Origin of the sequence: Accumulibacter sp., from assembly GCF_032229525.1 — a bacterium.
Taxonomy (GTDB): domain Bacteria; phylum Pseudomonadota; class Gammaproteobacteria; order Burkholderiales; family Rhodocyclaceae; genus Accumulibacter.
The window spans coordinates 20,095-45,511 of record NZ_JAVTWB010000170.1 but is presented as its reverse complement, the minus strand read 5'-3'; the positions used below and the strand labels follow the sequence as shown (position 1 = coordinate 45,511).

General features: G+C 61.4%; 20 protein-coding genes. 15 read left to right on the top strand and 5 right to left on the bottom strand.

Annotated elements, in window-relative coordinates:
- Window positions 1–498: 498 nt before the first annotated feature.
- Entirely contained in the window at window positions 499–1,353 is an 855-nt protein-coding gene (locus RUW20_RS13195) for an acyl-CoA dehydrogenase (RefSeq protein WP_313952692.1), read from the bottom strand.
- A 402-nt stretch (window positions 1,354–1,755) separates the two neighbouring features.
- Between RUW20_RS13195 and RUW20_RS13190 the strand changes: the two genes are divergently transcribed.
- The 14 genes from RUW20_RS13190 to secF all read left to right on the top strand — a co-directional run bounded on the left by RUW20_RS13190 (window position 1,756) and on the right by secF (window position 20,233).
- Window positions 1,756–2,943, top strand: coding sequence for a CoA transferase (locus tag RUW20_RS13190; RefSeq protein WP_313952695.1), 1,188 nt, complete (start codon window positions 1,756–1,758; stop codon window positions 2,941–2,943).
- Between the two features lie 22 nt (window positions 2,944–2,965).
- Window positions 2,966–4,192 (top strand): CoA transferase, encoded by a 1,227-nt coding sequence (locus RUW20_RS13185; RefSeq protein WP_313952691.1) that lies wholly within the window; start codon window positions 2,966–2,968, stop codon window positions 4,190–4,192.
- A 186-nt stretch (window positions 4,193–4,378) separates the two neighbouring features.
- Window positions 4,379–5,599 (top strand): 2-methylfumaryl-CoA isomerase, encoded by a 1,221-nt coding sequence (locus RUW20_RS13180; protein ID WP_313952694.1) that lies wholly within the window; start codon window positions 4,379–4,381, stop codon window positions 5,597–5,599.
- Between the two features lie 68 nt (window positions 5,600–5,667).
- Complete coding sequence (locus tag RUW20_RS13175; protein ID WP_313952690.1) at window positions 5,668–6,711, top strand: CoA ester lyase; 1,044 nt, start codon at window positions 5,668–5,670, stop codon at window positions 6,709–6,711.
- Window positions 6,712–6,744: 33 nt separating this feature from the next.
- A complete protein-coding gene (locus tag RUW20_RS13170; protein ID WP_313952689.1) occupies window positions 6,745–7,821 on the top strand; it encodes a MaoC family dehydratase in 1,077 nt (358 codons plus the stop codon).
- 314 nt (window positions 7,822–8,135) lie between these two features.
- Complete coding sequence (locus RUW20_RS13165) at window positions 8,136–8,732, top strand: 2-oxoacid:acceptor oxidoreductase family protein (protein ID WP_313952687.1); 597 nt, start codon at window positions 8,136–8,138, stop codon at window positions 8,730–8,732.
- The gene (locus RUW20_RS13160; protein ID WP_313952686.1) at window positions 8,725–9,978 is read left to right on the top strand and encodes a transketolase C-terminal domain-containing protein; all 1,254 of its coding nucleotides are present in this window, start codon (window positions 8,725–8,727) and stop codon (window positions 9,976–9,978) included. The genes RUW20_RS13165 and RUW20_RS13160 overlap by 8 nt, the downstream gene beginning before the upstream one ends.
- Window positions 9,979–9,989: 11 nt before the next feature.
- Window positions 9,990–11,003 carry a thiamine pyrophosphate-dependent enzyme gene (locus RUW20_RS13155; RefSeq protein WP_313952685.1) on the top strand — a complete coding sequence of 338 codons (1,014 nt, stop codon included), beginning with the start codon at window positions 9,990–9,992 and terminating at the stop codon, window positions 11,001–11,003.
- Window positions 11,003–12,625, top strand: a complete 1,623-nt coding sequence (locus RUW20_RS13150; protein ID WP_313952684.1) for an NAD(P)-binding protein — start codon at window positions 11,003–11,005, stop codon at window positions 12,623–12,625. The genes RUW20_RS13155 and RUW20_RS13150 overlap by 1 nt, the downstream gene beginning before the upstream one ends.
- A gap of 160 nt (window positions 12,626–12,785) precedes the next feature.
- Window positions 12,786–15,512 (top strand): pyruvate, phosphate dikinase, encoded by a 2,727-nt coding sequence (gene ppdK / locus RUW20_RS13145; protein WP_313952683.1) that lies wholly within the window; start codon window positions 12,786–12,788, stop codon window positions 15,510–15,512.
- Between the two features lie 337 nt (window positions 15,513–15,849).
- Window positions 15,850–16,962 carry a tRNA guanosine(34) transglycosylase Tgt gene (gene tgt / locus RUW20_RS13140; protein ID WP_313952682.1) on the top strand — a complete coding sequence of 371 codons (1,113 nt, stop codon included), beginning with the start codon at window positions 15,850–15,852 and terminating at the stop codon, window positions 16,960–16,962.
- Window positions 16,963–17,010: 48 nt separating this feature from the next.
- Complete coding sequence (gene yajC, locus RUW20_RS13135; RefSeq protein ID WP_313952681.1) at window positions 17,011–17,337, top strand: preprotein translocase subunit YajC; 327 nt, start codon at window positions 17,011–17,013, stop codon at window positions 17,335–17,337.
- Window positions 17,338–17,395: 58 nt separating this feature from the next.
- The gene (gene secD, locus RUW20_RS13130) at window positions 17,396–19,276 is read left to right on the top strand and encodes a protein translocase subunit SecD (RefSeq protein ID WP_313952680.1); all 1,881 of its coding nucleotides are present in this window, start codon (window positions 17,396–17,398) and stop codon (window positions 19,274–19,276) included.
- Between the two features lie 12 nt (window positions 19,277–19,288).
- The gene (secF, locus tag RUW20_RS13125; protein ID WP_313952679.1) at window positions 19,289–20,233 is read left to right on the top strand and encodes a protein translocase subunit SecF; all 945 of its coding nucleotides are present in this window, start codon (window positions 19,289–19,291) and stop codon (window positions 20,231–20,233) included.
- A 66-nt stretch (window positions 20,234–20,299) separates the two neighbouring features.
- On the opposite strand, the gene RUW20_RS13120 is transcribed toward secF, so the two are convergent.
- Together RUW20_RS13120 and purB are read right to left on the bottom strand one after the other, a co-directional pair.
- Window positions 20,300–20,620: a DUF2322 family protein gene (locus tag RUW20_RS13120; protein ID WP_313952678.1), complete on the bottom strand. Its 321-nt coding sequence runs from the start codon at window positions 20,618–20,620 to the stop codon at window positions 20,300–20,302.
- Between the two features lie 334 nt (window positions 20,621–20,954).
- The gene (purB, locus tag RUW20_RS13115; protein ID WP_313952676.1) at window positions 20,955–22,322 is read right to left on the bottom strand and encodes an adenylosuccinate lyase; all 1,368 of its coding nucleotides are present in this window, start codon (window positions 22,320–22,322) and stop codon (window positions 20,955–20,957) included.
- Window positions 22,323–22,445: 123 nt separating this feature from the next.
- Between purB and RUW20_RS13110 the strand changes: the two genes are divergently transcribed.
- Window positions 22,446–23,054 (top strand): glutathione S-transferase, encoded by a 609-nt coding sequence (locus RUW20_RS13110; protein ID WP_313952674.1) that lies wholly within the window; start codon window positions 22,446–22,448, stop codon window positions 23,052–23,054.
- Window positions 23,055–23,283: 229 nt separating this feature from the next.
- On the opposite strand, the gene motB is transcribed toward RUW20_RS13110, so the two are convergent.
- On the bottom strand, window positions 23,284–24,240 hold the full coding sequence (gene motB / locus RUW20_RS13105; protein WP_313952673.1) for a flagellar motor protein MotB: 957 nt from the start codon (window positions 24,238–24,240) through the stop codon (window positions 23,284–23,286).
- 32 nt (window positions 24,241–24,272) lie between these two features.
- A complete protein-coding gene (gene motA, locus RUW20_RS13100; RefSeq protein WP_313952672.1) occupies window positions 24,273–25,130 on the bottom strand; it encodes a flagellar motor stator protein MotA in 858 nt (285 codons plus the stop codon).
- Window positions 25,131–25,417 lie beyond the last annotated feature (287 nt).

Here is a 25,417-nt window from a genome sequence, read left to right as displayed (position 1 = left end):
CATTATCCTGTGCCAAGGCGTTGCCCAATGCCAATGGCAAAACCGCGGCAAGCAACAATCCTGTTCCACGCCATCCACGATACTCACTCATCTTCTGGATCCTCCCGTTGGGTCAGTCAGCCAGCGGAACGCCGACTTGCGCTGACGGTTTACGCCTCATCGACACGGGAATAGTTGACCCAAGTCAACGGTTTTTCATTTTGCCAACCGTTGTTGCGGATATACATCGCTTTCATCCCGCCGACGGTGGACTATGAGGAGCTTCCTCGCCAACGGGCGCGGTCCGCCAACTGACGACAAGCACGCGGCCACTGATCATTCCCAATGCATTTTCACCACGCCATGGCGCGCTCGGCGCTCGAACAGACTTGAGCCCTTGGACGACCTGTAGGGCGACGTCGGGTCTGGTTTGGAAAGCTGCTCTCGGAGCACCACCGGCGCGGCAACTCGCGCACAAAGCGGTCGGGTACGCGCTGCGCTGCGCGACCGGCAGTGCGGCTATGCCGCCGTGAGTTCGGCGCTGGCGCTCATCGCTATTGCGCCATTCGGCGCCTGCGCTTCAAGAGACACCTGGCCGTCGTGGCAGCTGCAGACCAGGCGAAAAGGCGCCAGATCGAAGAGCGGCGCCAAGCCGCGGAAGCTGAAGCTGTGGACGGGCTGTGCCGCGTGCTGTCGCAGCAATTCCATCAGCAACACGGCGGTCAGGGGTCCGTGCACCACCAGGCCCGGATAGCCCTCGTCCTCGATGGCGTACGGCCGATCGTAATGGATGCGATGGGCATTGAAGGTCAGCGCCGAAAAGCGGAACAGCAATTTTGGGTCCGGCGACACGATGCGTGACCAGACACCTTCGGCCAGAGCCGGCCAGTCAACCAACTCCGGCCTGGCGACGGCTGGGCCCGGCTCACGATAGACGATGTCCTGCTCCTCCTCGAGGCACAACACGCCATCCTGATAGAAGCTGCACAACACGGAAACGAATGCCAGCGAGCCGGACCGGCCTGACTTCTGCCGAATGTCGCGAATCACCGCCTCGCGGCGGGCCGGCTGCCCAATCAGCAGCGGTCGGTAAAAGCGCATGCGCGCGCCGGCAAACATCCGCCGCGGGTAGGGAATCGGCGGCATGAAGCCGCCGCGCTGTGGATGCCCATCGACGTCGAGCAGAGACTGCGCTGCCCGTGGCAGGAAATAGAACCAGTGCCACAGCGGCGGCAGTGCGCTGCCGATCGCGAAGCGGGTAACGGTGTCGTCCAGTGTCGCCGCCGCAGCGAGCGCAGGTGCCAGGCCCAGCTCATCTTCGGTAACCTCGCGGCGCCCGATCCAGGGCGAAAAGTCTGTTGTCGCGTCGTTCATCGAGCGGATCCTTTCTGCGTTTTCGGGAGACTTCCCGGCAAGTACAGCACAGGCGCCAGGCAAACTCAAGCTGGCGCACGAATATGGCATCAGACTGCCGATTTGCTCGGCAGGCTGCGCCGGAAGGCCCCGTTTGGCCATATACTGTGCGAGATGCGTCGGCACAGGAACCGATGCGTAATGCGGGAGTTGGGTCGGTTTCTGGCTCTGCTGTCGGGAGAAACGACCATGAAACAGGGAGAAGACTCGACCACGGCGACCGCGCTGAAGTCTGGAGCCCAGTGCACCAGCAGCGAAACGTCGGCAGACGATGCACACGCTGACGTCCGCTCAAAACACGACGCAAGCGATCGCCAGCGGGAGCAGAATCAGGAAGGCGGGAGCGAGAACGAACGCCTGCCGATGGACGGTCTGCGTGTCATCGACGTTGGCACCTTTCTCGCTGGCCCGTACGCAGCGTCAATGCTCGGTGAATTCGGCGCCGAGGTTCTCAAGGTCGAGCATCCGATCGCCGGTGACCCGATGCGACGCTTCGGGACGGCATCGAAGCGCCACGACGCGACGCTGGCGTGGCTCAGCGAAGGCCGTAACCGGAAATCGGTCACCCTGGACCTGCGCCAGAAGGAAGGCGTCGAGCTGTTCCTGAAACTGGTCGCCAAGTCCGACGTGCTGATCGAGAACTTCCGCCCTGGCATCATGGAGGAATGGGGACTTGGCTGGGAGATCCTGAAAGAGGCCAATCCGGCGCTGGTCATGCTGCGCGTCTCGGGCTACGGACAGACCGGCCCCTATCGCCGGCGCTCGGGTTTTGCACACATCGCCCATGGCTTCGCAGGGCTGTCGTACCTGGCCGGATTTCCCCACGAAACGCCGGTTCTCCCCGGCACCTCGCCGCTCGGCGATTACCTCTCCAGCCTCTATGGAGCGATTGGCATCCTGGTTGCCCTGCGCCACAGCGAAGCTACCGGCGAAGGACAGGTCGTCGACATCGGTATCTACGAAGCAGTTTTCCGCCAGATGGACGAGATCGCCGCCGCCTACGGGCTGTTTGGCAAGGTTCGCCAGCGCGAAGGTGCCGGCAGCTTCGTCGCCGTCCCGCATGGGCACTTCCGCACGATTGACGACAAATGGGTCGCCATCGCCTGCACCACCGACAAGATGTTCGAACGGTTTGCGGCGGTGATGGAAAAGCCGGAACTGGCGGCGGCCGACCACTACGGTAATCAGCGCAAGCGCCTGGCAGCGCGCGACGAAGTCAACCGGATCGTCATCGCATGGGTCGAATCGCTGACTCGCGACGAGGTGATGGCGCGCTGCATTGATGGCGAAGTGCCGATCGGCAAGCTGAACAGCATTGCCGACATCTTCGAGGACGAGCACTTCATCGCCCGCGGCAACCTGGCACATCTGACCGAGGAAGGCCTCGGTGAGGTGGTGATTCCGGGGGTCGTGCCGACGCTTTCTGCAACGCCAGGCCGAATCTCCAACCTCGGGCCACCATTGGGTAACGCCACCTACGAAGTCCTGCGCGAATTGCTCGGGATTTCGGCCCAGGAAATCAAACGTTTGCGGCAACGCAAGATCATCTGAGCAGGCCATTGCGAGAACTTTCATGAGCACTGATCAAGCCGAGACCAGGCTGCCGCTCGAAGGCATTCGTGTCATCGACGCCGCGACGATCATCGCCGCACCCTACAGCGCCAGCATTCTGGGCGAGTTCGGCGCCGACGTGATAAAAGTCGAGAACCCGAAAGGAGGCGACCCGATGCGGGCTTTCGGCACGCCGACCGCGCGCAAGGACACGCTGGCCTGGCTCAGTGAAGCACGCAACAAGAAATCGGTGACCCTCGACCTGCACTTGCCCGAAGGCGTCGAGCTGTTCAAGAAGCTGATCGAGAAATCGGATGTGTTGTGCGAAAACTTCCGCCCAGGAACCCTCGAGAAATGGGGCCTGGGCTGGGAGGTGCTGCACGCCATCAACCCGCGCCTGATCATGCTCCGCGTCACCGGCTACGGACAGACCGGCCCCTACCGCGACCGACCGGGTTTCGCCCGCGTCGCACACGCTGTCGGTGGCATCGCCTTCCTCTCGGGAATGCCGCGGGGAACGCCGGTGACGCCGGGGTCGACCACGCTCGGCGACTATCTCACCGGGCTGTATGGCTGCATCGGCATCCTGATGGCCTTGCGTCACCGCGATCGCACCGGCGAGGGACAGTACATCGACGCCGCGCTGTACGAATCCGTCTTTCGCTGTACCGACGAGTTGGCGCCCGCCTACGCCATGTTTGGCCGTATCCGCGAGCGGCATGGCCCAACGCACAACGACTTCGCTTGCCCACACGGCCATTTTCCGACCAAAGAAGACGGCAAGTGGGTAGCCATATCCTGCGTCACGGACAAGCTCTTCGAGCGTCTGGCGATTGCCATGAAGCGACCCGAGCTGGCCGCGCCGCACGTCTACGGTGACCAGAAGACGCGGCTGGAGAACCGCCACGACGTGAACGAGATCGTCAGGGACTGGTGCGGTTCGCTGCGTCGCGAAGAGATCCTCGACCGCTGTTTCGCGGCGGGCGCGCCTGCGGGACCCTTGAACAGCATTGCCGACATCTTCGGCGACCGGCAGTTTCATTCCCGGCGCAATCTGGTGGCCATCGACGAGGAAGACATCGGCGAGACGGTGATCGTCCCGTCGGTCCTGCCACGCCTTTCGGTGACGCCGGGCCGTATCAAGCACCTCGGCCCGAGGCTCGGGCAACATACCGAAGACGTGCTCTCCGATCTGCTGGGCGTAGACGCGGCGGAAATCAAAGAACTGCGCCGGAAGCGCGTAATCTGAACACCGGCGGTCCAACTGCCGGTCGTGCAAGTGTCGCCAGCGCGCGACTTGCCGGCAGCTGTACGACGACACATCTCTATTGGATACTGGATAAGTGAGCAGACTGCGAGTGAGTACGGGAGCCAGTTGGTCGAGCTACCGCTTCGCTGATGCCTGTTTCGACTGCAGGAAGGATTGGTGACCACCATGGAAGGCATTCTCAAAGGATTGCGCGTTGTCGAAGGCTCGGCCTTCGTCGCCGCACCGCTCGGCGGCATGACCCTGGCCCAGCTCGGCGCCGAGGTCATTCGCTTCGACCCGATCGGCGGCGGCCTCGATTACGGTCGCTGGCCGCTGACCAGGGATGGGCGGCACAGCCTTTTCTGGGCCGGACTGAACAAAGGTAAGCGATCGATCGCCGTCGACTTTCGCCAGCCGCGCGGACAGGAGTTGCTGACGCAACTGATCTGCGCCCCGGGCGAGAACGCCGGGCTGTTCTCCACCAACTTCCCGGCCAAGGGCTGGCTCAGCTACGAAGCCCTGCAAGCACACCGCCAGGACCTGATCATGATCAACCTGACCGGTCGCCGTGACGGCGGCTCGGAAGTGGACTACACGGTTAACCCACAGGTTGGCCTGCCCTACATGACCGGGCCAACCAGTTCGCCGGAGGTGGTGAACCACGTTTTTCCGGCATGGGATTTCATCAGCGGCCAGATGATTGCTCTCGGCATGCTCGCCGCCGAACGGCACCGGCGCCTGACCGGCGAAGGACAGCTCGTGCACCTGGCGCTGAAGGATGTAGCACTGGCGATGGTGGCCAATATCGGGATGATCGCCGAAGTGATGGTCAATGACGCCGACCGGCCGAAACAGGGCAACTACCTCTACGGCGCCTTTGGCCGCGACTTCGAAACGCTGGACGGCAAGCGCCTGATGATTGTCGGACTGACCGACATGCAGTGGCGCTGCCTGAGAAAAGCCACCGGCCTGAGAGAGGCAATCGACGCTCTCGGCGTGCGGCTTGCCCTCGACCTCGACGATGAAGGCAATCGCTTCCGCGCTCGCCAGCAGATTGCCGCGCTGATCGAACCGTGGTGCCACGCCCGCACCCTGGCCGAAGTGGCAGAGGTGCTCAACGCGCACCGCGTCACCTGGGGTCCCTATCGCTCGGTGCGCGAAGCGATTGAGGACGATCCCGATTGCTCGACCGACAATCCGCTGTTCACCATGACCGAGCAGCCGGGTATTGGCTCCTACCTGATGCCCGGGTCGCCACTCGACTTCGCCAGCAGTCCACGTCTGCCGGCGCTGCCGGCACCCGTCCTGGGCCAACACACCGACCAGATTCTGCTCGAACTCCTCGGCCTCAGCGAAGCGGAAGTCGGTCGCCTGCATGACGCCGGCGTGGTCGCTGGGCCGGCTTGAAAGCGTCGTAAAAAGCCCTGTTCGCCAGCAAGCGAACCCATCCCCTTCTTTTCACCAGGGAAAATGCCATGAAGCTACCCATTCATTTCTACAAGCCGCTCGCCATTGGTGCGCCACAACCCCTGCGCGAACTGCCGGTGCGGCCGGAGAGGATGATCCATTTCTTTCCTCCCCACATCGACAAGATCCGCGCCAAGGCGCCCGAAACAGCCACCCGGTGCGATGTAATGTGCGGCAACCTGGAGGACGCCATTCCGATCGACGCCAAGGACGCCGCGCGCGCTGGCTTCATTGACTTGCTGAGCAAACATGACTTCGGTGATACCGGCATGTGGGTGCGCATCAACGCCCTGAACAGCCCGTGGGTCCTCGACGACCTGAGCGAGATCATCAAGCACGTCGGCAACAAACTTGACGTGATCATGATTCCCAAGGTCGAAGGCCCCTGGGACATCCACTTCGTTGACCAGTACGTCTCCCTGCTCGAAGCGAAGTACGCCATCCGCAAGCCGATTTTGCTGCACGCCCTGCTCGAAACGGCGCAGGGGGTGACCAACGTCGAGGCGATCTGTGGCGCCAGTCCACGGATGCACGGCCTCAGCCTCGGCCCCGCCGATCTGGCCGCTTCACGCGGCATGAAGACGACGCGGGTGGGTGGCGGACATCCTGGCTACGGCGTCCTCGCCGATCCCGAAGAAGGCAAGGATCAACGCGCCTTCTTCCAGCAGGACCTGTGGCACTACACCGTGGCGCGGATGGTCGATGCGGCCGTTGCGCATGGCCTGCGCTCCTTCTACGGCCCGTTTGGCGATCTCAAGGACGAAGCCGCCTGCGAATCACAATTCCGCAACGCCTTCCTGATGGGCTGCTCCGGTGCCTGGTCGCTGGCACCGAACCAGATCGCCATCGCCAAGCGTGTCTTCAGCCCGGACGTCAAGGAAGTCCTGTTTGCCAAACGCATCCTGGAAGCGATGCCGGATGGCAGCGGCGTGGCGACCATCGACGGCAAGATGCAGGATGACGCAACCTGGAAGCAGGCTCGCGTGATCGTCGACCTGGCGCAGTTGGTCGCCAGACGTGACCCCGATCTGGCGGCCGCTTATGGGCTCTGAGCCAAGCACCCAGCACTGCGAGGAGAAACACAGATGAGCGAAAAGACCACATTGGGCAATTTTTTCGAGGATTTCCGCGTCGGGCAAAGCATTGCCCATGCGACACCGAGAACCATTACCGAGGGCGATGTCGCCTTGTACACGGCGCTAACCGCTTCACGCTTTCCTATCACTTCGGCAGACACTTTCGCCCACACCCTGGGCTTCCTGCGCGCCCCGGTGTCGGACATGCTGGCGTTCAACATGGTTTTCGGCAAGACGGTACCTGACATCTCCCTTAACGCCGTGGCCAACCTGGGCTACGCTGCGGGCCGTTTCGGACAACCGGTCTACCCGGGCGATACGCTCACTGCCGACTCCACGGTAATTGGAGTGAAGGAAAACAGTGACCGCAAGACCGGCATCGTCTATGTACGCTCGCGCGGAATCAATCAGCGTGGACAACTCGCGCTCGAGTACTGCCGCTGGGTGATGGTGCGCAAACGCGACCCTGCATCGGCAGCCCCGGAGCCGGTGGTGCCAGAGCTTCCCGATGCGGTGGCGACGACCGATCTGCTTCTCCCGGTGGGGCTCCGGGCCGAACAGTACGACTGCGCGCTGGCAGGCTCGGTCGACCTGTGGGACGACTATCAGGTCGGCGAGCGGATCGATCACGTGGACGGTATGACCATCGAGGAAAGCGAGCACATGATGGCCACTCGCCTGTACCAGAACACCGCCCGCGTGCACTTCAACCAGCACGCCGAAAAAACCGGGCGCTTCGGCCGCAGGATCATTTACGGAGGCCATGTCATCAGCCTCGCGCGCGCGATCTCCTTCAACGGCCTGGGCAATGCCTTCAGCATCGCGGCGATCAACGGCGGCCGGCATGTTTCTCCAGCCTTCGCCGGTGATACGGTCTATGCCTGGTCTGAAGTGCTCGACAAACTGTCCCTGCCTGGACGCAATGATCTCGGCGCCTTGCGTCTGCGCACGATAGCGGCCAAGGACCACCGCTGCACCGACTTCCCCTACCGGCTTGCCGACGGCCACTACGATCCGAGCGTGCTCCTCGACTTCGACTATACCGTCCTGATGCCTAAAAGACTGGAGGGGACGCCATCGCCTTGAGCGGTGGCGTCGCTCCCCGAGCACACTGGTGGCCTGCTCACCGCCAGTATCGGCAAGGTCGCAACCGGGCTTGGGCCGCACGCCGCAGGCCGACAACCCGCAGCAGAAATGCCGGACGACCCGGCGCTGAGTCGACCAACGCAACGGATGTCCAGCCGGTGTGGCACACCGCCTGCTGCCGCCAGCGGGCCAGAAAACCGGCAGCAGCGGCGATTAGGGGCCGTCACGTTGTTTTCAATGAACTCGAACTGAGCTATGCTGCGCGAACCCAAAAAGACACCGATCTACAACCGAAGTACAACTCTGGAGAAAACATGTTCCAAGTCCGAATACATGGTCGCGGTGGCCAGGGCGTGGTTACCGCTGCCGAGATGTTGTCGATTGCCGCATTCGAAGAAGGCCGGCATGCACAGGCTTTCCCAAGCTTCGGATCGGAGCGCACCGGCGCCCCGGTCGTCGCCTTCTGCCGTATTGCTGACCAGGAGATCCGACTGCGTGAGCCAATCATGGAGCCCGATGCCCTGATCATTCAGGATCCGACCCTGCTTTTCCAGGTGGACGTCTTCTCCGGCCTGAAGAAAGGTGGTTACATCCTGATCAACACCAGCCGCAGCTTCACCGAGTTGGGCCTTGCTGATTTCGTCCGTGACTGGCCGAAAGAGCGGCTGTGCACGGTTCCCGCCACTGACATCAGCCGCAAGCACGTCGGCCGGCCAATGCCCAACGTCCCGTTGCTGGCCGGCTTTGCCGCCGCGTCCGGGATCATCCGCCTGGAGTCAGTGATCAAGGCGATCAACGCCAAGTTTTCCGACAAGGTAGCCAGCAACAACATCGCTGCTGCTACCGAGGCTTATCAGTTCGTCACTGACGAGATCGCCGGGGCAAGTCACCAGGAGGCCGCACATGCTTAAACAGACTGAAGGTTCCCACGCCGTTGCCGAAGCGGTCGGCCTTTGCCGACCCGAGGTCATCTGTGCCTACCCGATTTCACCCCAGACACACATCGTTGAAGGCCTTGGCGAAATGGTCAAGTCTGGGGAAGTCAAGGACTGCGAGTTCATCAACGTCGAATCCGAATTCGCGGCAATGAGCGTCGCCATCGGTTCGTCGGCAACCGGTGCCCGCACCTATACCGCCACCGCTTCGCAGGGCATTCTGTTCATGTGCGAAGCGGTCTACAACGCGTCCGGCCTCGGTCTGCCGATCGTCATGACGGTCGCCAACCGTGCCATCGGCGCGCCGATCAACATCTGGAACGACCATACCGATGCGCTGTCGCAACGCGACAGCGGCTGGATCCAGCTGTTCGCCGAGACCAATCAGGAAGCGCTCGATCTGCACATTCTGGCTTTCAAGCTGGCGGAGGAAGTGAGCCTGCCGGTAATGGTCTGCATGGACGGCTTCATTCTCACGCACGCTTACGAGCGCGTGGACGTGCCAAGCCAGGAACAGGTCGACTCGTTTCTGCCCCCTTACGAGCCCCGCCAGGTACTCGACCCCACGGATCCGGTATCGATCGGCGCCATGGTCGGGCCGGAAGCTTTCTCCGAAGTCCGCTACCTCGCGCACGCCAAGCAGATGCAGGCGCTCGAACTGATCCCGAAGCTGGCCGCGGAGTTCAAGGCGGTTTTTGGTCGCGATTCGGGTGGTCTGACGCATTCCTATCGCACCGACGATGCGGAAACCATTGTCGTCGCGATGGGTTCGATCCTGGGAACGATCAAGGACGTGGTCGACGAGATGCGCCAGGCTGGCGAAAAAATCGGCGTGCTGGGGATCATATCCTACCGTCCGTTCCCGCTTGACGAGGTCCGTGCCGCGCTGCAGAACGCGAAGCGGGTCGTGGTCCTCGAGAAAAGCCTGGCGGTCGGCATCGGCGGCGTCGTGTCCACCGATGTGCGGATGGCAATGTCCGGGCTCCAGCTGGAAGGACACACCGTCGTCGCCGGACTCGGCGGGCGGGCAATCACCATGAAGTCACTGCACGCGCTGTTTGCCAAGGCTATCCGCGGCGAGCTCGAACGCCTCACGTTTCTCGATCTCGACTGGGACGTGGTCAACAAGCAACTCGAACGCGAGCGTAAGACGCGCCGTTCGGGTCCTGCAGCGGAAAGCATGCTGCGCGACATCGGCGTCGTTGCCGCCGGCATTGGTTGAGGAGAACCACGATGAGCTTTCAACCCGTCCATTTCTATCAGACCGGCACCTTCACCGTCGGCAATCGCCTGCTGGCTGCCGAAGAACGCAGCGTCCAGGCCAACATCCAGCGTACCAACTCGCTCAATTCCGGGCACCGCGCGTGCCAGGGCTGCGGTGAAGCACTCGGCGCACGTTACGCCATCGATGCGGCGATGAACGCCGCCCGTGGTCGCCTGATTGCGGCCAATGCCACCGGTTGCCTCGAGGTCTTCTCGACGCCATACCCGGAAACTTCGTGGCAGATTCCGTGGATTCACTCGCTGTTCGGCAATACCGCCGCAGTGGCCACCGGCATCGCCGCCGCAATCAAGGTGAAGAAACACAAAGGCCAGATGGGCGACGTGCGCGTCGTTGCCCAAGGCGGCGACGGCGGCACGACCGACATCGGTTTCGGCTGCCTGTCGGGGATGTTCGAGCGCAATGACGACGTCCTCTACATCTGCTACGACAACGGCGGCTACATGAACACGGGCGTACAGCGCAGTTCGGCCACGCCACCCGCCGCCCGCACGGCGACCACCATGCCGGTCGGCCCCGAACCGGGCAACCAGTTCGGCCAGGGTAAGTTCCTCCCGGCAATCGCCATGGCGCACGAGATCCCTTACGTCGCAACGGCCACCGTCGCCGACCTCCGCGATCTCGAATACAAGGTCACCAAGGCCATGGGCATGCGCGGCGCGCGCTATATCCACATCCTGGTCCCCTGCCCTCTCGGCTGGGGCGCGGCTTCGGAAAACACCATCCTGCTCGCACGTCTGGCGAAGGAAACCGGCATCTTCCCGGTTTTCGAAGCGGAGAACGGCGAGGTCACCGACGTACTGAAGATTCGCCGGAAGCAACCAGTCGAGGAATACCTTCGACTGCAGAAGCGCTACGCGCACCTGTTCGGCAAGAAGCCGGCAGTCGAAACAATCGCCCGCCTGCAAGCGGCGGCAGACAAGAACATTCGCAAATACGGACTGCTCGACCAGGAGGCGAACTGATGGACAAACCCTTTGCCATAACCCTAGACCCCGGCTCCTCACTGGCCAACCATACCGGCTCGTGGCGCACTTCGCGGCCGGTCTATATCGACCGCCTGCCCCCCTGCAACAAGCAATGCCCCGCTGGTGAGGACATCCAGGGCTGGCTGTTCCATGCCGAATCGGGCGACTACGAAAGTGCCTGGCGGCACCTGACCCGGGATAACCCCTTTCCGGCGATCATGGGCCGGGTCTGTTACCACAGCTGCGAGAGCGTCTGTAACCGCGCTCAGATCGACGCACCGGTGGGCATCAATTCGGTCGAACGCTTTCTTGGCGACGAGGCACTCAAGCTCGGCTGGAAGCTGACGCCACCGGCAACCGAATCTGGCAAGCATGTCCTGGTGGTCGGCGCCGGACCTTCCGGAATGTCGGCCGCCTACCACCTGCGTCGGCAGGGTCACCAGGTCACGGTGTACGAGGCAGGGCCACTACTCGGCGGCATGATGCGCTTTGGCATCCCCAAGTACCGCCTGCCACGCGACGTGCTCGAAGCAGAAATGCAGCGGGTCGTTGAACTCGGCGTCACGGTGAAGCTGAACAGCAAGGTCGACAACATCCTGACGACCATGCAGGATGGCAAGTTCGACGCAGCCTTCCTGGCCGTCGGTGCGCACATCGGCAAACGGGCGAGAATCCCGGCCGGTGACGCGGCGAAAATCATCGACGCCATTTCGCTGCTGCGCAGCATGGAGGGTGAAGAAAAACCCATGCTCGGCCGCCGCGTCGTCGTCTATGGCGGCGGCAACACGGCCATCGATGTCGCCCGTACCGCCAAGCGTATGGGCGCCGAGCCGCTGATCGTCTATCGCCGGACGCGCGAAAAAATGCCGGCGCATGACTTCGAGATGGAAGAAGCGATTCAGGAAGGGATCATGGTCAAGTGGCTGTCGACCATCACCCAGGCCGAAGAATCGTCATTGACCATTGAAAAGATGGCTCTTGACGACAAGGGCTTCCCGCAACCGACCGGCGAATTCGAGACCATCGAAGCCGACTCGCTGGTGCTGGCTCTGGGACAGGACGTCGATCTCGGACTGCTGCAGGGAGTTCCCGGCCTGGAGGTCAGCGACGGTGTGGTGCAGGTCGCAGCGAACATGATGACCGGTCATCCGGGCATTTTCGCGGGTGGCGACATGGTTCCCGCCGAGCGCAACGTCACCGTCGGCATTGGCCATGGCAAGCAGGCAGCACGGCATATCGACGCCTGGCTGCGTGGCGAACAACACGTTCCGAAGCCACAACACGAGGTAGCAGTCTTCGAGAAGCTAAACACCTGGTACTACGCCGATGCGCCGAAAACGGTGCGGCCGATGCTCGACATCATTCGTCGTCAGTCGACCTTCGATGAAGTTCAGGGTGGGCTCGATGAGAGTACCGCGCTGTTCGAAGCTCGGCGTTGCCTGTCCTGTGGCAACTGCTTCGAATGCGACAACTGCTACGGCGTCTGCCCGGACAATGCGGTGATCAAGCTCGGCCCCGGCAAACGTTTTGCGTTCAATTACGACTATTGCAAGGGCTGTGGCATGTGCGTCGCCGAATGCCCCTGCGGCGCGATCAAGATGGAGGCCGAAGAGATCTGACGGCCGCGCAGCACCCACCTCGCCGCTCCTGACCAGCGCTACGGTCGGGAGCGCCGAAACTCCGTGACGCGCGGCAAGCTGCCCGAGTCACCCACTCTGGAGGTATTTCGAGCGTACCGCTCGAAATGCCTTTCCTTGTTCCATTACCCGCGAGGTATTTATGTCAAATCAAACAAAGAATGTCTACGTATTTGGTGCCAGCAGAACAGACGGCGATGCCACGATGAAGAATCTGCTGGGTGGCAAGGGTGCCAACCTGGCGGAAATGTGCCGCCTGGGAATCGTCGTACCGCCCGGTCTGACGATCAGCACCGAAGTCTGCACCGTCTACACCAAGCAGGGCCAGGATGCCGTATTCAAGCTGATCGAGGCGGAAGTCCGTGAAAGCGTCGCTTTCATCGAAAAGGAAATGGGTAAGAAATTCGGCGATTCGTCGGATCCGCTGTTGCTGTCCGTACGCTCCGGCTCGCGCGCGTCGATGCCGGGCATGATGGACACCATCCTCAACCTCGGCCTCAACGACGAGGCGGTTGCTGGGCTGGCGAGCAAGGCCAAAAATGAGCGTTTTGCCTGGGACTCGTACCGCCGCTTCATTCAGATGTACGGCGACGTGGTGATGGGGCTCAAGCCGGTATCGAAGGAGGAGCACGATCCCTTCGAAGTGGTCATCGACATGCTCAAGGAGAAAAAAGGGGTCGAACTCGACACCGATCTCGACACCGACGACCTGAAGGAACTGGTGCAACGCTTCAAGGGGCTGATTCGTGCCCGCGTCGGTCGCGAGTTCCCGACCGATCCGTGGGAACAACTCTGGGGTTCGGTGATGGCGGTTTTTCAGAGCTGGAACAACGACCGCGCCCAGGTGTACCGCGAACTGAACGACATCCCGGACGAGTGGGGCACGGCGGTCAACGTCCAGGCCATGGTCTTCGGCAACCTTGGCGACAACAGTGGCACCGGCGTCGCCTTCACGCGCGATGCGGGTACCGGTGAAGACCTGTTCAACGGCGAATTCCTGATCAATGCGCAGGGTGAAGACGTCGTTGCCGGCACCCGCACGCCGCAACAGATCACTCTCGAAGGTTCGCGCCGCTGGGCGCAACTGGCGCTGGTCAGCGAAGAGGATCGCCGTTCCCGCTTCCCGTCGCTCGAAGAGCTGATGCCCGATATCTACAAGCAGCTGCTGCAAGCCGAAACGAAGCTCGAGAACCACTACAAGGATATGCAGGACGTCGAGTTCACCATCCAGGAAGGGCGCCTGTGGATGCTGCAGACCCGCAATGGCAAGCGCACCGGCGCGGCGATGGTGCGCATCTCGATGGAAATGCTGCGCCAGGGCATGATCGACGAAAAAGAAGCTTTGCGGCGCGTCAGTCCGGACCGCCTCAACGAACTCCTGCACCCGGTCTTCGACCCGGCGGCGATCAAGAAGGCGCGCTCGATCGCCCACGGCCTGCCCGCTTCACCGGGCGCCGCGACCGGCCAGATCGTGTTCTTCGCCGACGAGGCTGAAGATTGGGTGAGAAAAGGAAAGTCCGTGATCCTGGTTCGTCAGGAGACGTCGCCCGAGGATCTGCGCGGCATGAGCGTCGCCACAGGCATTCTCACCGCCCGCGGCGGCATGACCTCGCACGCGGCCGTGGTCGCACGAGGCATGGGTAAGTGCTGCATTTCGGGTGCCGGTGCGGTACGTGTCGATTACCACGGACGGACCATGTCGGTCGGTGGCGAAAAATACAAGGAAGGCGACTGGATCTCGCTCGACGGCTCGACCGGCGAGGTATACGAGGGTCAAGTGCCAACCAAGGAAGCCGAACTGACCGGCGACTTCGGTGCCCTGATGGCGCTGACCGACAAATACAAGCGACTTCTCATTCGGGCCAACGCCGACACCCCGGATGATGCCAAGGTTGCACGCAATTTTGGCGCTCAGGGCATTGGCCTGTGCCGTACCGAGCACATGTTCTTCGAAGGTGACCGCATCAAGGCGGTGCGTGAAATGATCCTCGCCGAAGACGAAGCCGGCCGCCGCAAGGCCCTGGCCAAGCTGCTGCCGATGCAGCGTGGCGACTTCGAGGGTCTGTTCCGCGAAATGAACGGGCTGTCGGTCACCATTCGCCTGCTCGACCCACCGCTGCACGAGTTCGTCCCCCACGACGAAGCCAACCAGAAGATCATGGCGCACGAGATGAATGTTCCGCTGGGGGTGATCAAGATGCGCGTCGATGACCTGCACGAGTTCAACCCGATGATGGGCCATCGTGGCTGCCGCCTCGGCATTACCTATCCCGAAATCACCGAGATGCAGACCCGCGCGATCATCGAAGCCGGCCTGAACATGAAGGCCAAGGGGATCGACGTCAAGGCCGAAATCATGGTGCCGCTGGTCGGGACGGTGCGTGAATTCAACGCCCAGGCCCGGGTCATCCGCAAGACCGCTGACGCCGTCTTCGCAGAACGCGGTGAAAAGCTTGACTACCTGCTCGGAACGATGATCGAAACGCCGCGCGCCGCGTTGATCGCCGACAGCATCGGCCAGCAAGCGGAGTTCTTCTCCTTCGGTACCAACGACCTGACGCAGATGGCGATGGGCTTCTCACGCGACGACGCCGGCAAGTTCCTGCCCAGCTATCTCAAAGACGGCATGTACGAGCGCGATCCGTTCGAGTCGATCGACCAGAAGGGCGTCGGCCTGCTGGTCGAGATGGCCGTCGAGAAAGGCCGTTCTGCACGTCCGGGCATCAAGCTGGGGGTGTGCGGCGAGCACGGCGGTGACCCCGCCTCGATCGAGTTCTTCCATCGTACCGGCCTCAACTACGTCAGCTGCTCGCCCTTCCGGGTGCCGATTGCCCGTCTGGCGGCCGCACAAGCGGCCCTCGATAGCTAAGCAGACCTCGAGCTGCCAGCTGAAGGCGCCACCACCTTCGTTCCCGGTTCCATCCTGCGCAGCGCAGCGGCAGGATTCCGGGGGCGTCGCGCGTCGGCTCCGTCGACTTGACCAGACACCAGGGCCGTGGCTCTGACGTCTGGTGAGCAACAACGCGATACACCGCCGGGGTTCCCCGGCGGTGTTCTTTTTTCCCGCGGACGAACCAATAAGTGCAATAAACGTCTAGGGAAGCACGCTTCCCGGATGCCCCGCGGTTCACCGGCAAGCTTGCCGCTCTCCATACCTCCGAGTCGGCGCATGGCGCCCACTCCTTCCCGCTGATCTCCATCGACCAATGAACTTCAAACTTCTCGCCAGCGACGGCGCAGCCCGTCGGGGCCGCATTCAGCTCACACACGGCAGCATCGAAACACCGACCTTCATGCCGGTAGGCACGTATGGAACGGTCAAGGCGATGACGCCGCGCGACCTGACCGAAAGCGGGGCGCAGATCTGCCTCGGAAACACCTTCCACCTCTGGCTACGACCGGGTCTGGAGGTGATTGCGGCGCATCGCGGATTGCACCGTTTCATGTCCTGGAACGGCCCGATCCTGACCGATTCTGGTGGCTTTCAGGTGTTTTCGCTCGGCGCCTTGCGCAAGATCAGCGAAGAAGGTGTCACCTTTCGCTCGCCAATCAACGGCGATCGCCTCTTTCTCTCACCAGAGGAGTCGATGCGCATCCAGCGGGTACTCGACTCGGATATCGTGATGATTCTTGACGAATGCACGCCCTACCCCGCGAGCCACCCCGAGGCCGCAACATCGATGCGCATGTCGCTGCGCTGGGCGCAACGTTCGCGCGCGATGCACGATCAGCTCGCCAACGGCAACGCCCTGTTCGGCATCGTCCAGGGCGGTATGTACGAGAACCTGCGTGACGAGTCGCTGGCCGGTCTGGTAGACATCGGCTTCGACGGCTTCGCCATCGGCGGTTTGTCGGTCGGGGAGCCAAAGGACGATATGGCGAGAATCCTCGCCCACACCGCGCCGCGTCTGCCGCAAGACAAGCCACGCTACCTGATGGGTGTTGGCACGCCAGAGGATCTGGTCGCCGCCGTAAGCGCTGGTATCGACATGTTCGACTGCGTACTACCGACGCGCAATGCACGCAACGGGCATTTTTTTACCCGGCACGGTGATATCCGGATCAAAAACGCGAGGCACAAGACCGACCCGCTGCCGCTCGACGCGAGCTGCGCCTGCTACACCTGTCGCAATTTCTCGCGTGCCTACCTTCACCATCTGCACCGCGTTGGCGAGATCCTCGGCGCCCAACTCGGTACGCTCCATAACCTGCATTACTATCACGAACTGATGCGCGACCTGCAAACGGCGATTGCCACCGGCACACTGGCCGACACGGCAAGGCGCTTCCACAGCGCACGTCAGCAGCTGGAGCGATAGTGCTATAATTTTGGGTTGAATTCTAACCTTCCATTCTAGGAGACTGATGTGCTGATCAGCACCGCCCACGCCCAAACGGCCGCAGCCGCCGACCCGACCGGTGGTTTCATGCAGTTACTGCCAATCATTCTGATGTTCGTGGTTCTCTATTTCCTGATGATCCGGCCGCAGATGAAGCGAACCAAGGAACACAAGGCGCTGATCGAAGCCCTTGCCAAAGGGGATGAGGTCGTTACCGGCGGCGGCATTGCCGGCCGCATTACCAAGGTCAGCGAGAACTTCATCGCCCTCGAAATTGCCGATACCGTCGAAATTCAGGTGCAAAAGCAGGCCGTCACGCTGCTTCTGCCAAAAGGCACGCTGAAGGCACTCTAACCCCTGCCGGGCGCTTCCATCCAGGTTGCGCCCGCGTCTTCCGATCGCCCATTCCTCCATGAATCGCTATCCGCTCTGGAAATACATTCTCGTCGCCGCCGCCGTGCTGTTCGGCCTGATCTACACCTTGCCGAATTTCTTCGGCGAATCGCCTGCAGTGCAGATTTCCAGCGCCAAGGCCACGCTCAAGGTCGACGCCCGAACCCGTGAACGCGTCGCCAGTACGCTGCAAACAGCGGGGATCGAGAACAGCGGAATCTTTCTCGACGCCAACGGCGTCAAAGTTCGCCTACTGAGCACGGATACCCAGTTAAAGACAAAGGATATCCTCGAGAAGCAGTTCAACCCGGAGGCCAGCGACCCGCAGTACGTGGTCGCACTCAATCTTCTTTCCAGCTCGCCACAGTGGCTGACCAACCTGCATGCACTCCCGATGTACCTTGGACTGGATCTGCGTGGCGGCGTGCACTTCCTGCTTCAGGTCGACATGCCTGGCGCCTTGACCAAACGCCTGGACTCGATCGGCGCCGACCTGCGCAGTCTGTTGCGCGACAAGAACATCCGCCACACCGGCATCACCCGTGAAGGCGACCGGATCCTGATTCGCTTCCGTGACGAAGATGCACGCGTCAAGGGTCGACTGATACTTGAGGAGAACCAGGCCGATCTGCTATTGGCCGATCAGGGCGAAGGCAACGACCTCAAGCTGGTCGCCACGCTGAAACCGGCGGCGATCAAGCGCATCCAGGAATTCGCGATCAAGCAGAACATCACGACCTTGAACAATCGGATCAACGAACTCGGCGTTGCCGAGCCGGTGATCGCGCAGCAGGGCGCCGATCGCATTGTCGTGCAATTGCCGGGCGTGCAGGACACTGCAAAGGCCAAGGACATCCTCGGCCGCACGGCGACGCTGGAAATCCGCATGGTCGACGACACCCCCGGCGCCGTCGAAGCGGCGCTGGCCGGCCAGATCCCTTTCGGTAGCGAGCTCTATGTCGAACGCGGCGGCGCGCCTCTGCTGGTCAAGAAGCAGGTCGTACTGACCGGTGACCGACTGACCGACGCCCAGCCGGGTTTCGACAACCAGACCAGCGAACCAGCCGTACACCTCACGCTCGATTCACCCGGCGCCCGCATCTTCAAGGACATTACCCGCGACAACGTCGGCAAGCGTATGGCTATAGTACTGGTCGAAAAAGGCAAGGGCGAAGTGGTTACAGCGCCGGTCATCCGGGCCGAGATCGGTGGCGGGCGCGTCCAGATTTCCGGTCGCATGAGCACCGTGGAAGCCAACGATACCGCGCTCCTGTTACGCGCTGGGTCGCTGGCAGCACCCATGGAGATCATCGAGGAACGCACCATCGGCCCCAGCCTCGGTGCCGAAAATATCACCAAGGGCTTCCAGTCGACGATGTGGGGTTTTGCGGCCATCGCCGCCTTCATGATCGCCTACTACATGCTCTTCGGTCTGGTCTCGGTCGTTGCCCTGGCCTTCAACCTCCTTTTCCTGATCGCCTTGCTCTCCTTGTTGCAGGCGACACTGACCCTGCCGGGCATCGCTGCCATCGCGCTGACGCTGGGCATGGCGATCGACGCCAACGTCCTGATCAACGAGCGAATCCGCGAGGAACTGCGCAACGGATCGACGCCGCAAGCGGCTATCCATACCGGTTACGAGCGAGCCTTCGGCACCATTCTCGACTCCAACATAACTACCTTGATTGCCGGCGTCGCACTGCTGATCTTCGGCTCGGGTCCGGTGCGCGGCTTTGCCGTAGTGCACTGCCTGGGAATCATGACTTCCCTGTTCTCGGCGGTGGTCGTTTCGCGCGCCCTGATCAACCTGATCTATGGCCGTCGCCGCAAGGTCGAATCGCTGGCCATCGGCCAGGTCTGGAAACCGGCCAATACCGCCGGCAATGCGGCAGTCAAATAGGGAAGCACCACGATGGAATTCTTTCGCATCCGAAAAGACATCCCGTTCATGCGCCATGCGCTCGTGTTCAATGTCATCTCGCTGATCACCTTCCTGCTGGCGGTGCTCTTTCTTTTCAGCCGCGGCCTGCACTTGTCAGTCGAGTTCATTGGCGGGACGCTGGTCGAGATCCACTATTCGCAGGCTGCCGATCTGGAAAAAGTTCGTGAGAGTCTCGGCAAAGCCGGTTATGCCGACACATCGGTACAGCATTTTGGGTCCAGCCAGGACGTACTGGTCCGCCTGCCGATCAAGGCCGACCAGAATACGGCCCAGATCGGCAACGCCGTGATCCAGGCCCTTGATGCCGACGCGCCCGGCGCCACTCTGCGCCGGGTCGAGTTCGTCGGTCCACAGGTCGGCAGAGAGCTGGCCGAGAACGGGGCCATGGCGCTATTGGTGGTGGTCATGGGCATCGTCATCTACCTCGCCTTTCGTTTCGAGTGGCGCTTTGCGGTGTCGGCGATCATTGCCAACCTGCACGACGTGATCATCATTCTTGGTTTCTTTGCTTTCTTCCAGTGGGAGTTCTCGCTTTCCGTTCTGGCGGCGGTGCTCGCCGTGCTCGGCTACTCGGTGAACGAATCCGTGGTCGTCTTCGACCGCGTCCGCGAGACCTTCAAGAAAACACGCGGCCTGACCACCCCGCAGGTGCTTGATCACGCAATCACCAGCACCATTTCGCGGACCGTCATCACGCACGGGTCGACCCAGATGATGGTGCTGTCGATGCTCGTCTTTGGCGGCGAAACCTTGTATTACTTCGCTCTGGCGCTGACCATCGGCATCTGTTTCGGCATCTATTCCTCGGTGCTGGTCGCCAGCCCGCTGGTGATGTGGCTCGGCGTCTCGCGTGAGCAGTTCGTCAGGCCCAAGAAGCAGATCGAAGGCGCCAACGAGGATGGCGCCGTGGTCTAGACCTGCGACGCGCGTCGGCCTTGGTCGCTGAAGTTCGCCGGCCCGAGGCTCCCGGCGCGCCCGCCGTCAGAGTGCGAAAACGTGTTTCGTGCGCAGCGTCTTCCGCTCTTCGACCAGCATCTTCAAGCGATCGATATTGACATGTTTGCCTGGATTGGCGCGCGCGTCCTCAGCGTGCTCGGCAAACATCTCCAACCCTTTCCTGGCCGCCTCCGGCGTAATTGCACCGTAGGTCTGTGCCAGGTGGTTGTAGACGGCCAGCGAGCCTTGGCTACCAGACTTGTTCTCGATGGTCGCGATCACCTCGCCCGCCTCATCCAACAGCTTAATCGCGGCGACGTGTGATATTCCCGGCAGCTTCCTAAGATTCTCTGCGAACAGTGGCATTCTCAGTCCTTTCGACTCCGAATCACGCCGACCACCACACCAGTGGTGATGAAGGCAAGGAGGATTACCAGTACCATGTTCCACCCTGTTCGTTCGGGGCCCACGACCGAAGACCAGGCGGCCACTACCAGACTACCGCTCACCAAGCCGAACAGGGCGCCGAGAAAAGCACCTCGCCCCGTTTCTCCCCGCCGACCGTCTGCGCCACAGCAAAAGGGGCAGTACCGTGAATCGCCGGGAAGCAAGCGCTCGCAGCTTCCGCAAACGATCATCTCGGGCGCATCCCCCGGTGCCGGCTGCGCAGGCACCGCAGCAGCTTGTTCTTCTGGTCGCATCATATCCTCCGCGCGAGTTCGGCAGCCTTGCCGGTATAGTTCCATGGCGTCAGTTCGAGCAGCTCGGCCCGGGCCGCCGCCGGAATCTCCAGGGATTCGACGAATTCCAGCATCGCCTGGCGAGAAATGCGCTTGCCACGAGTCAGTTCCTTGAGCTTCTCGTAAGGATTGGCGATGCCGTAGCGGCGCATCACCGTTTGCACCGGCTCGGCGAGCAATTCCCAGTTCGCGTCAAGATCTGCATGCAGGCGAGCCGCATCGGCCTCGAGCTTGTTCAGTCCCCGCAGCAGCGAATCGTAAGCCAGCAGCGTATAGCCAAGAGCGACGCCCATGTTGCGCAGCACGGTCGAATCGGTCAGGTCACGTTGCCAACGCGAGATCGGCAACTTCTCGGCAAGGTGACGCAGCAGCGCATTGGCCAAGCCCAGGTTGCCCTCGGAGTTTTCGAAGTCGATCGGGTTGACCTTGTGCGGCATGGTCGAAGAGCCGATCTCTCCTTCCTTGAGCTTCTGCCTGAAGAAGCCGAGCGAGATGTAGCCCCAGACGTCACGGTTCAGGTCGATCAGGATCAGATTGGCTCGCGCAAAGGCATCAAATAGCTCCGCCATCGCATCGTGCGGCTCAATCTGGATAGTGTAGGGATTGAATTCCAGGCCCAGGGATTCGACAAAAGTTTGTGCAAATTGCTCCCAATCAAAGGTTCGGTAAGCGGCCAGATGCGCGTTGTAGTTACCGACTGCACCATTCATCTTGCCGAGCAACGTGACCCGAGCGATTGCCGAGCGGGCACGAGCAAGACGATAGGCGACATTGGCCATTTCCTTGCCGAGCGTTGTCGGTGTTGCCGGCTGCCCGTGCGTACGCGACATCATCGGTAGTTCGGCAAATTCGTGTGCCAGTTCTCGGAGACGGGCGAGAACACCATCAAGCATCGGCAGCATGGTTTCGTCGCGCGCCGCCTGCAGCATCAGGGCATGCGAAAGGTTGTTGATATCCTCGGAGGTGCACGCGAAGTGAATGAACTCGGCAACGCGCGTCACTTCCGCGTTGTCCGCCAAACGCTTCTTGATCCAGTACTCAAGTGCTTTGACGTCGTGATTGGTCACGGCTTCTATGTCTTTCACCTGGCCGGCCTGCAACGGCCCGAAATCGGCCACCAGAGCATCAAGCTCGGCCAGGGTTGCCGGCGAAAAAGCGGGAATCTCGGCGAAATGTGGCTCTGCGGCCAGCGCCTTGAGCCATTCGATCTCGACCTGCAAGCGGCGACGAATCAGTCCGTACTCGGAAAAGTGAGGACGCAGCGCATCAAGCTTGCCGGCGTAGCGGCCGTCGAGCGGCGAGAGGGAAACGAGGGAAGAAATCGTCATGCCGGTCATCCTTGAGGCGTTTACAGGGTAGCCCGCTATTTTACCTGTGCACGCGGTGCACCCGTAAGCCGCGTGCGGCAGCGATGATATAATTGTGGGCAAATATTTGTCATCGGGACACAAATGAAGCTCATTGGATCATTGACCAGCCCCTACGCCCGCAAGGTGCGCGTCGTTCTGGCCGAGAAGAAGATCGACTACGAGTTCGAAGTCGACTCGCCATGGACTCCGGACGCGCAGGTGGCCAATGTCAATCCCCTGGGCAAGATTCCGGTGCTTGTCCTTGATGACAATACCGCTCTCTTTGATTCACGCGTCATTGTCGAATACCTCGACAATGTTGCCCCGAACAACAAGCTGATGCCCGGCCAGAATCGCGAGCGCACCGAAGTCAAGCGCTGGGAAGCGCTGGCTGATGGCGTGTGCGACGCGGCGGCACTGATTTTCCTCGAGAGAAAGCGCCCTGCCGCACAGCAGAGCGCCGACTGGATCGTCCGTCAGGAGGAGAAAATCGGCCGCAGCCTCGCGTTCATGGCCGAGGAATTGGGCGAGACCACCTGGTGCATGGGCACGCATTTTTCTCTCGCCGATGTCACGGTCGGCTGCGCGCTCGGCTACCTTGCCTTCCGTTTTCCCGAAATTGCCTGGCAGGAACAGCACCCCAACCTCGCCCAGCTTTACGGCAAGCTGATGGGCCGCTCCGCCTTCGCCGAGACCGTCCCACAAGGCTGAAGGCGGCTGGTCGACAACTGCAAGAATCCGTCCGAAACGAGCGCCTCTGTGTTGCTCACCAGGATGTCGATATCGCGCCCAAGCCAGTAACGAGCCAAAATAGGCCGCTTACCCGGTTATCAGTGACGGAGGGTGTCAGCATGATCGCACAGGACCTTGGTTCAGCACAGCCAACCGTTCGCCAAGGCGAAGCCAGCAGTCGCCTCGCAGCAAACCGCTCAACCGCGCCTTACCCGGGGCCGGACGGCGGCGCAATCATCTTTCCGTCGACTCCTCCCTGACCGCCGACTTCAACCGCGTCAGCCTTGCCATCTTCCTGCAACAGCGACTCCTCCGCTTTTTTGTTGAGGACGATGATGCTGATCCGGCGATTGATCGAGCTCAGCGGGTCGTTCTTGTCGAACAACACCGTCGACGCAAGCCCGACGACGCGCAACACCTTGTTTTCGTCCATCCCGCCGGAAATCAGTTCGCGGCGGGAAGCGTTCGCGCGGTTGGCCGACAACTCCCAGTTCGAGAAGCCCTTCTCACCGCCGCTGAAGCGCGCTGCGTCGGTATGGCCCGACAGGCTCAACTTGTTCGGTACCGCATTCAATGCCTTGCCTATCTCGTGCAGAATGACCCGCGTATACGGTTTGAGGTCGGCGCTACTGGTATCGAACATCGGGCGGTTCTGCTCATCGACGATCTGGATCCGCAAGCCCTCGCTGGTAACGTCGATCAACAGTTGCCTTTTGAACTGACTGAGCGCCGGATTGCTGTCGATCAGTTGCTCGATGTTCTTTTTGAGTTCGCCTAGTACCACCTTCTCGCGCTCTTCAAAGGCCTTGCGCGCCTGCTCGGCATTGGTTTCCTTGAGGTTTACGGCGCTGCTCTTGGCATCGGTGTCACCCCTCTTGACCTGACCGGCGGAGCGCGTCAGGTCCTTGCCGCCGCCCTTCAGGACACTCGAACTATCGCCCGTACCCGAGCCACCTTGCGCGGCGATTTTGAGCGGGTTCTGAAAGTAATCGGCGATCCCTTGCAGGTCGCCACTGGCGGTCGAGCCAAGCAACCACATGAGCAGGAAAAAGGCCATCATCGCGGTAACGAAGTCGGCATAGGCTATCTTCCACGCCCCGCCATGGTGACCGCCGGCTACCTTCTTGATGCGCTTGATGACTATCGGGCGTACGTCTTCACTCATTCAGCGTCTCCCGTCGACCTCATCGGCATGGACTATTTGCCTTTGCGACTCTTGAGTTCTTCCTCAAGCTCAACAAAAGTCGGACGAACGCCCGAGGCAAGCGTCTTGCGCCCAAACTCGACGGCTACCTGCGGCGCATAGCCGGACATTGACGCCAGCAAGACAACCTTGATCACCTGGTAGATCTTGGTACCTTCGTTCGCCTTCTGCTCCAGCAGACTGGCCACCGGGGAGACGAAACCGTAGGCGATGAGAATCCCGAGGAAGGTCCCGACCAACGCCCCGCCGATCATCTTGCCGAGAATCGCCGGCGGCTCGCCGACCGAGCCCATGACGTTGACCACGCCCATCACCGCCACGATGATACCGAACGCCGGGACGGCATCAGCGACCTTGGAGACGACGTGGCCAGGCGTTTCAACCTCGTGATGGTGCGTTTCCATTTCAATATCCATCAGGTTCTCGATCTCGATGGCGTTGAGGTTGCCGCCGACCATCATGCGCAGATAATCGGTGATGAATTCCATCACATGATGGTCCTCCGCGAGGACCGGATACTTGGCGAATATCGGGCTCTCCTGCGGGTTCTCAACGTCGTTCTCAATCGACATCAGCCCTTCCTTGCGCACCTTTGCCAGGACTTCGAAGAGCATCGCCAGCAGATCAACATAGAGTACCTTGGTAAATTTCGAGCCTTTGAAGATTCCCGGCAACGCTCCGATGGTCGCCTTGATGATCTTCAGGTCGTTGCTCGCAACAAAACCACCAATGGTCAGACCAACGATCGCAATGTACTCGAGCGGCACCCACAGCGCCGCCAGGCTACCGTGAACCGCGTAGGTCCCCAGTGCCGACACCAGAATGACCACGTATCCAACAATCAGAAACATCCGGCTCCCCTTGTCATTGCGCGCTCTGCGAGCACTGCTGCCCGAACATTGGCATTGTCGCGCATTGTAGCCAGATTGCGCGCAGCAGACACCGTGCAGGAGCCAAAGACGAGCATCGGCACAACACTTTTTCACTTTCGACCACCGATATCATTAGCACCCTGCTCAAGGCGCTTCCCTGCAAATCCTGTAACGATGACCGCGGGGCCATGCTGGGCAACACCGGTAAGCCGGCGGCCATCGCGCAAGCCAATGCCAATTCAAGCGGAATCAGCTAAACTTGGCGG

Excerpts from the sequence above, each read along its gene's own strand:
- RUW20_RS13195 (WP_313952692.1), bottom strand. The coding sequence starts at position 1,353 with ATGAACGACGCGACAACAGACTTTTCGCCCTGGATCGGGCGCCGCGAG.
- RUW20_RS13190 (WP_313952695.1), top strand. The coding sequence starts at position 1,756 with ATGGACGGTCTGCGTGTCATCGACGTTGGCACCTTTCTCGCTGGCCCG.
- RUW20_RS13185 (WP_313952691.1), top strand. The coding sequence starts at position 2,966 with ATGAGCACTGATCAAGCCGAGACCAGGCTGCCGCTCGAAGGCATTCGT.
- RUW20_RS13180 (WP_313952694.1), top strand. The coding sequence starts at position 4,379 with ATGGAAGGCATTCTCAAAGGATTGCGCGTTGTCGAAGGCTCGGCCTTC.
- RUW20_RS13175 (WP_313952690.1), top strand. The coding sequence starts at position 5,668 with ATGAAGCTACCCATTCATTTCTACAAGCCGCTCGCCATTGGTGCGCCA.
- RUW20_RS13170 (WP_313952689.1), top strand. The coding sequence starts at position 6,745 with ATGAGCGAAAAGACCACATTGGGCAATTTTTTCGAGGATTTCCGCGTC.
- RUW20_RS13165 (WP_313952687.1), top strand. The coding sequence starts at position 8,136 with ATGTTCCAAGTCCGAATACATGGTCGCGGTGGCCAGGGCGTGGTTACC.
- RUW20_RS13160 (WP_313952686.1), top strand. The coding sequence starts at position 8,725 with ATGCTTAAACAGACTGAAGGTTCCCACGCCGTTGCCGAAGCGGTCGGC.
- RUW20_RS13155 (WP_313952685.1), top strand. The coding sequence starts at position 9,990 with ATGAGCTTTCAACCCGTCCATTTCTATCAGACCGGCACCTTCACCGTC.
- RUW20_RS13150 (WP_313952684.1), top strand. The coding sequence starts at position 11,003 with ATGGACAAACCCTTTGCCATAACCCTAGACCCCGGCTCCTCACTGGCC.
- ppdK (WP_313952683.1), top strand. The coding sequence starts at position 12,786 with ATGTCAAATCAAACAAAGAATGTCTACGTATTTGGTGCCAGCAGAACA.
- tgt (WP_313952682.1), top strand. The coding sequence starts at position 15,850 with ATGAACTTCAAACTTCTCGCCAGCGACGGCGCAGCCCGTCGGGGCCGC.
- secD (WP_313952680.1), top strand. The coding sequence starts at position 17,396 with ATGAATCGCTATCCGCTCTGGAAATACATTCTCGTCGCCGCCGCCGTG.
- secF (WP_313952679.1), top strand. The coding sequence starts at position 19,289 with ATGGAATTCTTTCGCATCCGAAAAGACATCCCGTTCATGCGCCATGCG.
- RUW20_RS13120 (WP_313952678.1), bottom strand. The coding sequence starts at position 20,620 with ATGCCACTGTTCGCAGAGAATCTTAGGAAGCTGCCGGGAATATCACAC.
- purB (WP_313952676.1), bottom strand. The coding sequence starts at position 22,322 with ATGACGATTTCTTCCCTCGTTTCCCTCTCGCCGCTCGACGGCCGCTAC.
- RUW20_RS13110 (WP_313952674.1), top strand. The coding sequence starts at position 22,446 with ATGAAGCTCATTGGATCATTGACCAGCCCCTACGCCCGCAAGGTGCGC.
- motB (WP_313952673.1), bottom strand. The coding sequence starts at position 24,240 with ATGAGTGAAGACGTACGCCCGATAGTCATCAAGCGCATCAAGAAGGTA.
- motA (WP_313952672.1), bottom strand. The coding sequence starts at position 25,130 with ATGTTTCTGATTGTTGGATACGTGGTCATTCTGGTGTCGGCACTGGGG.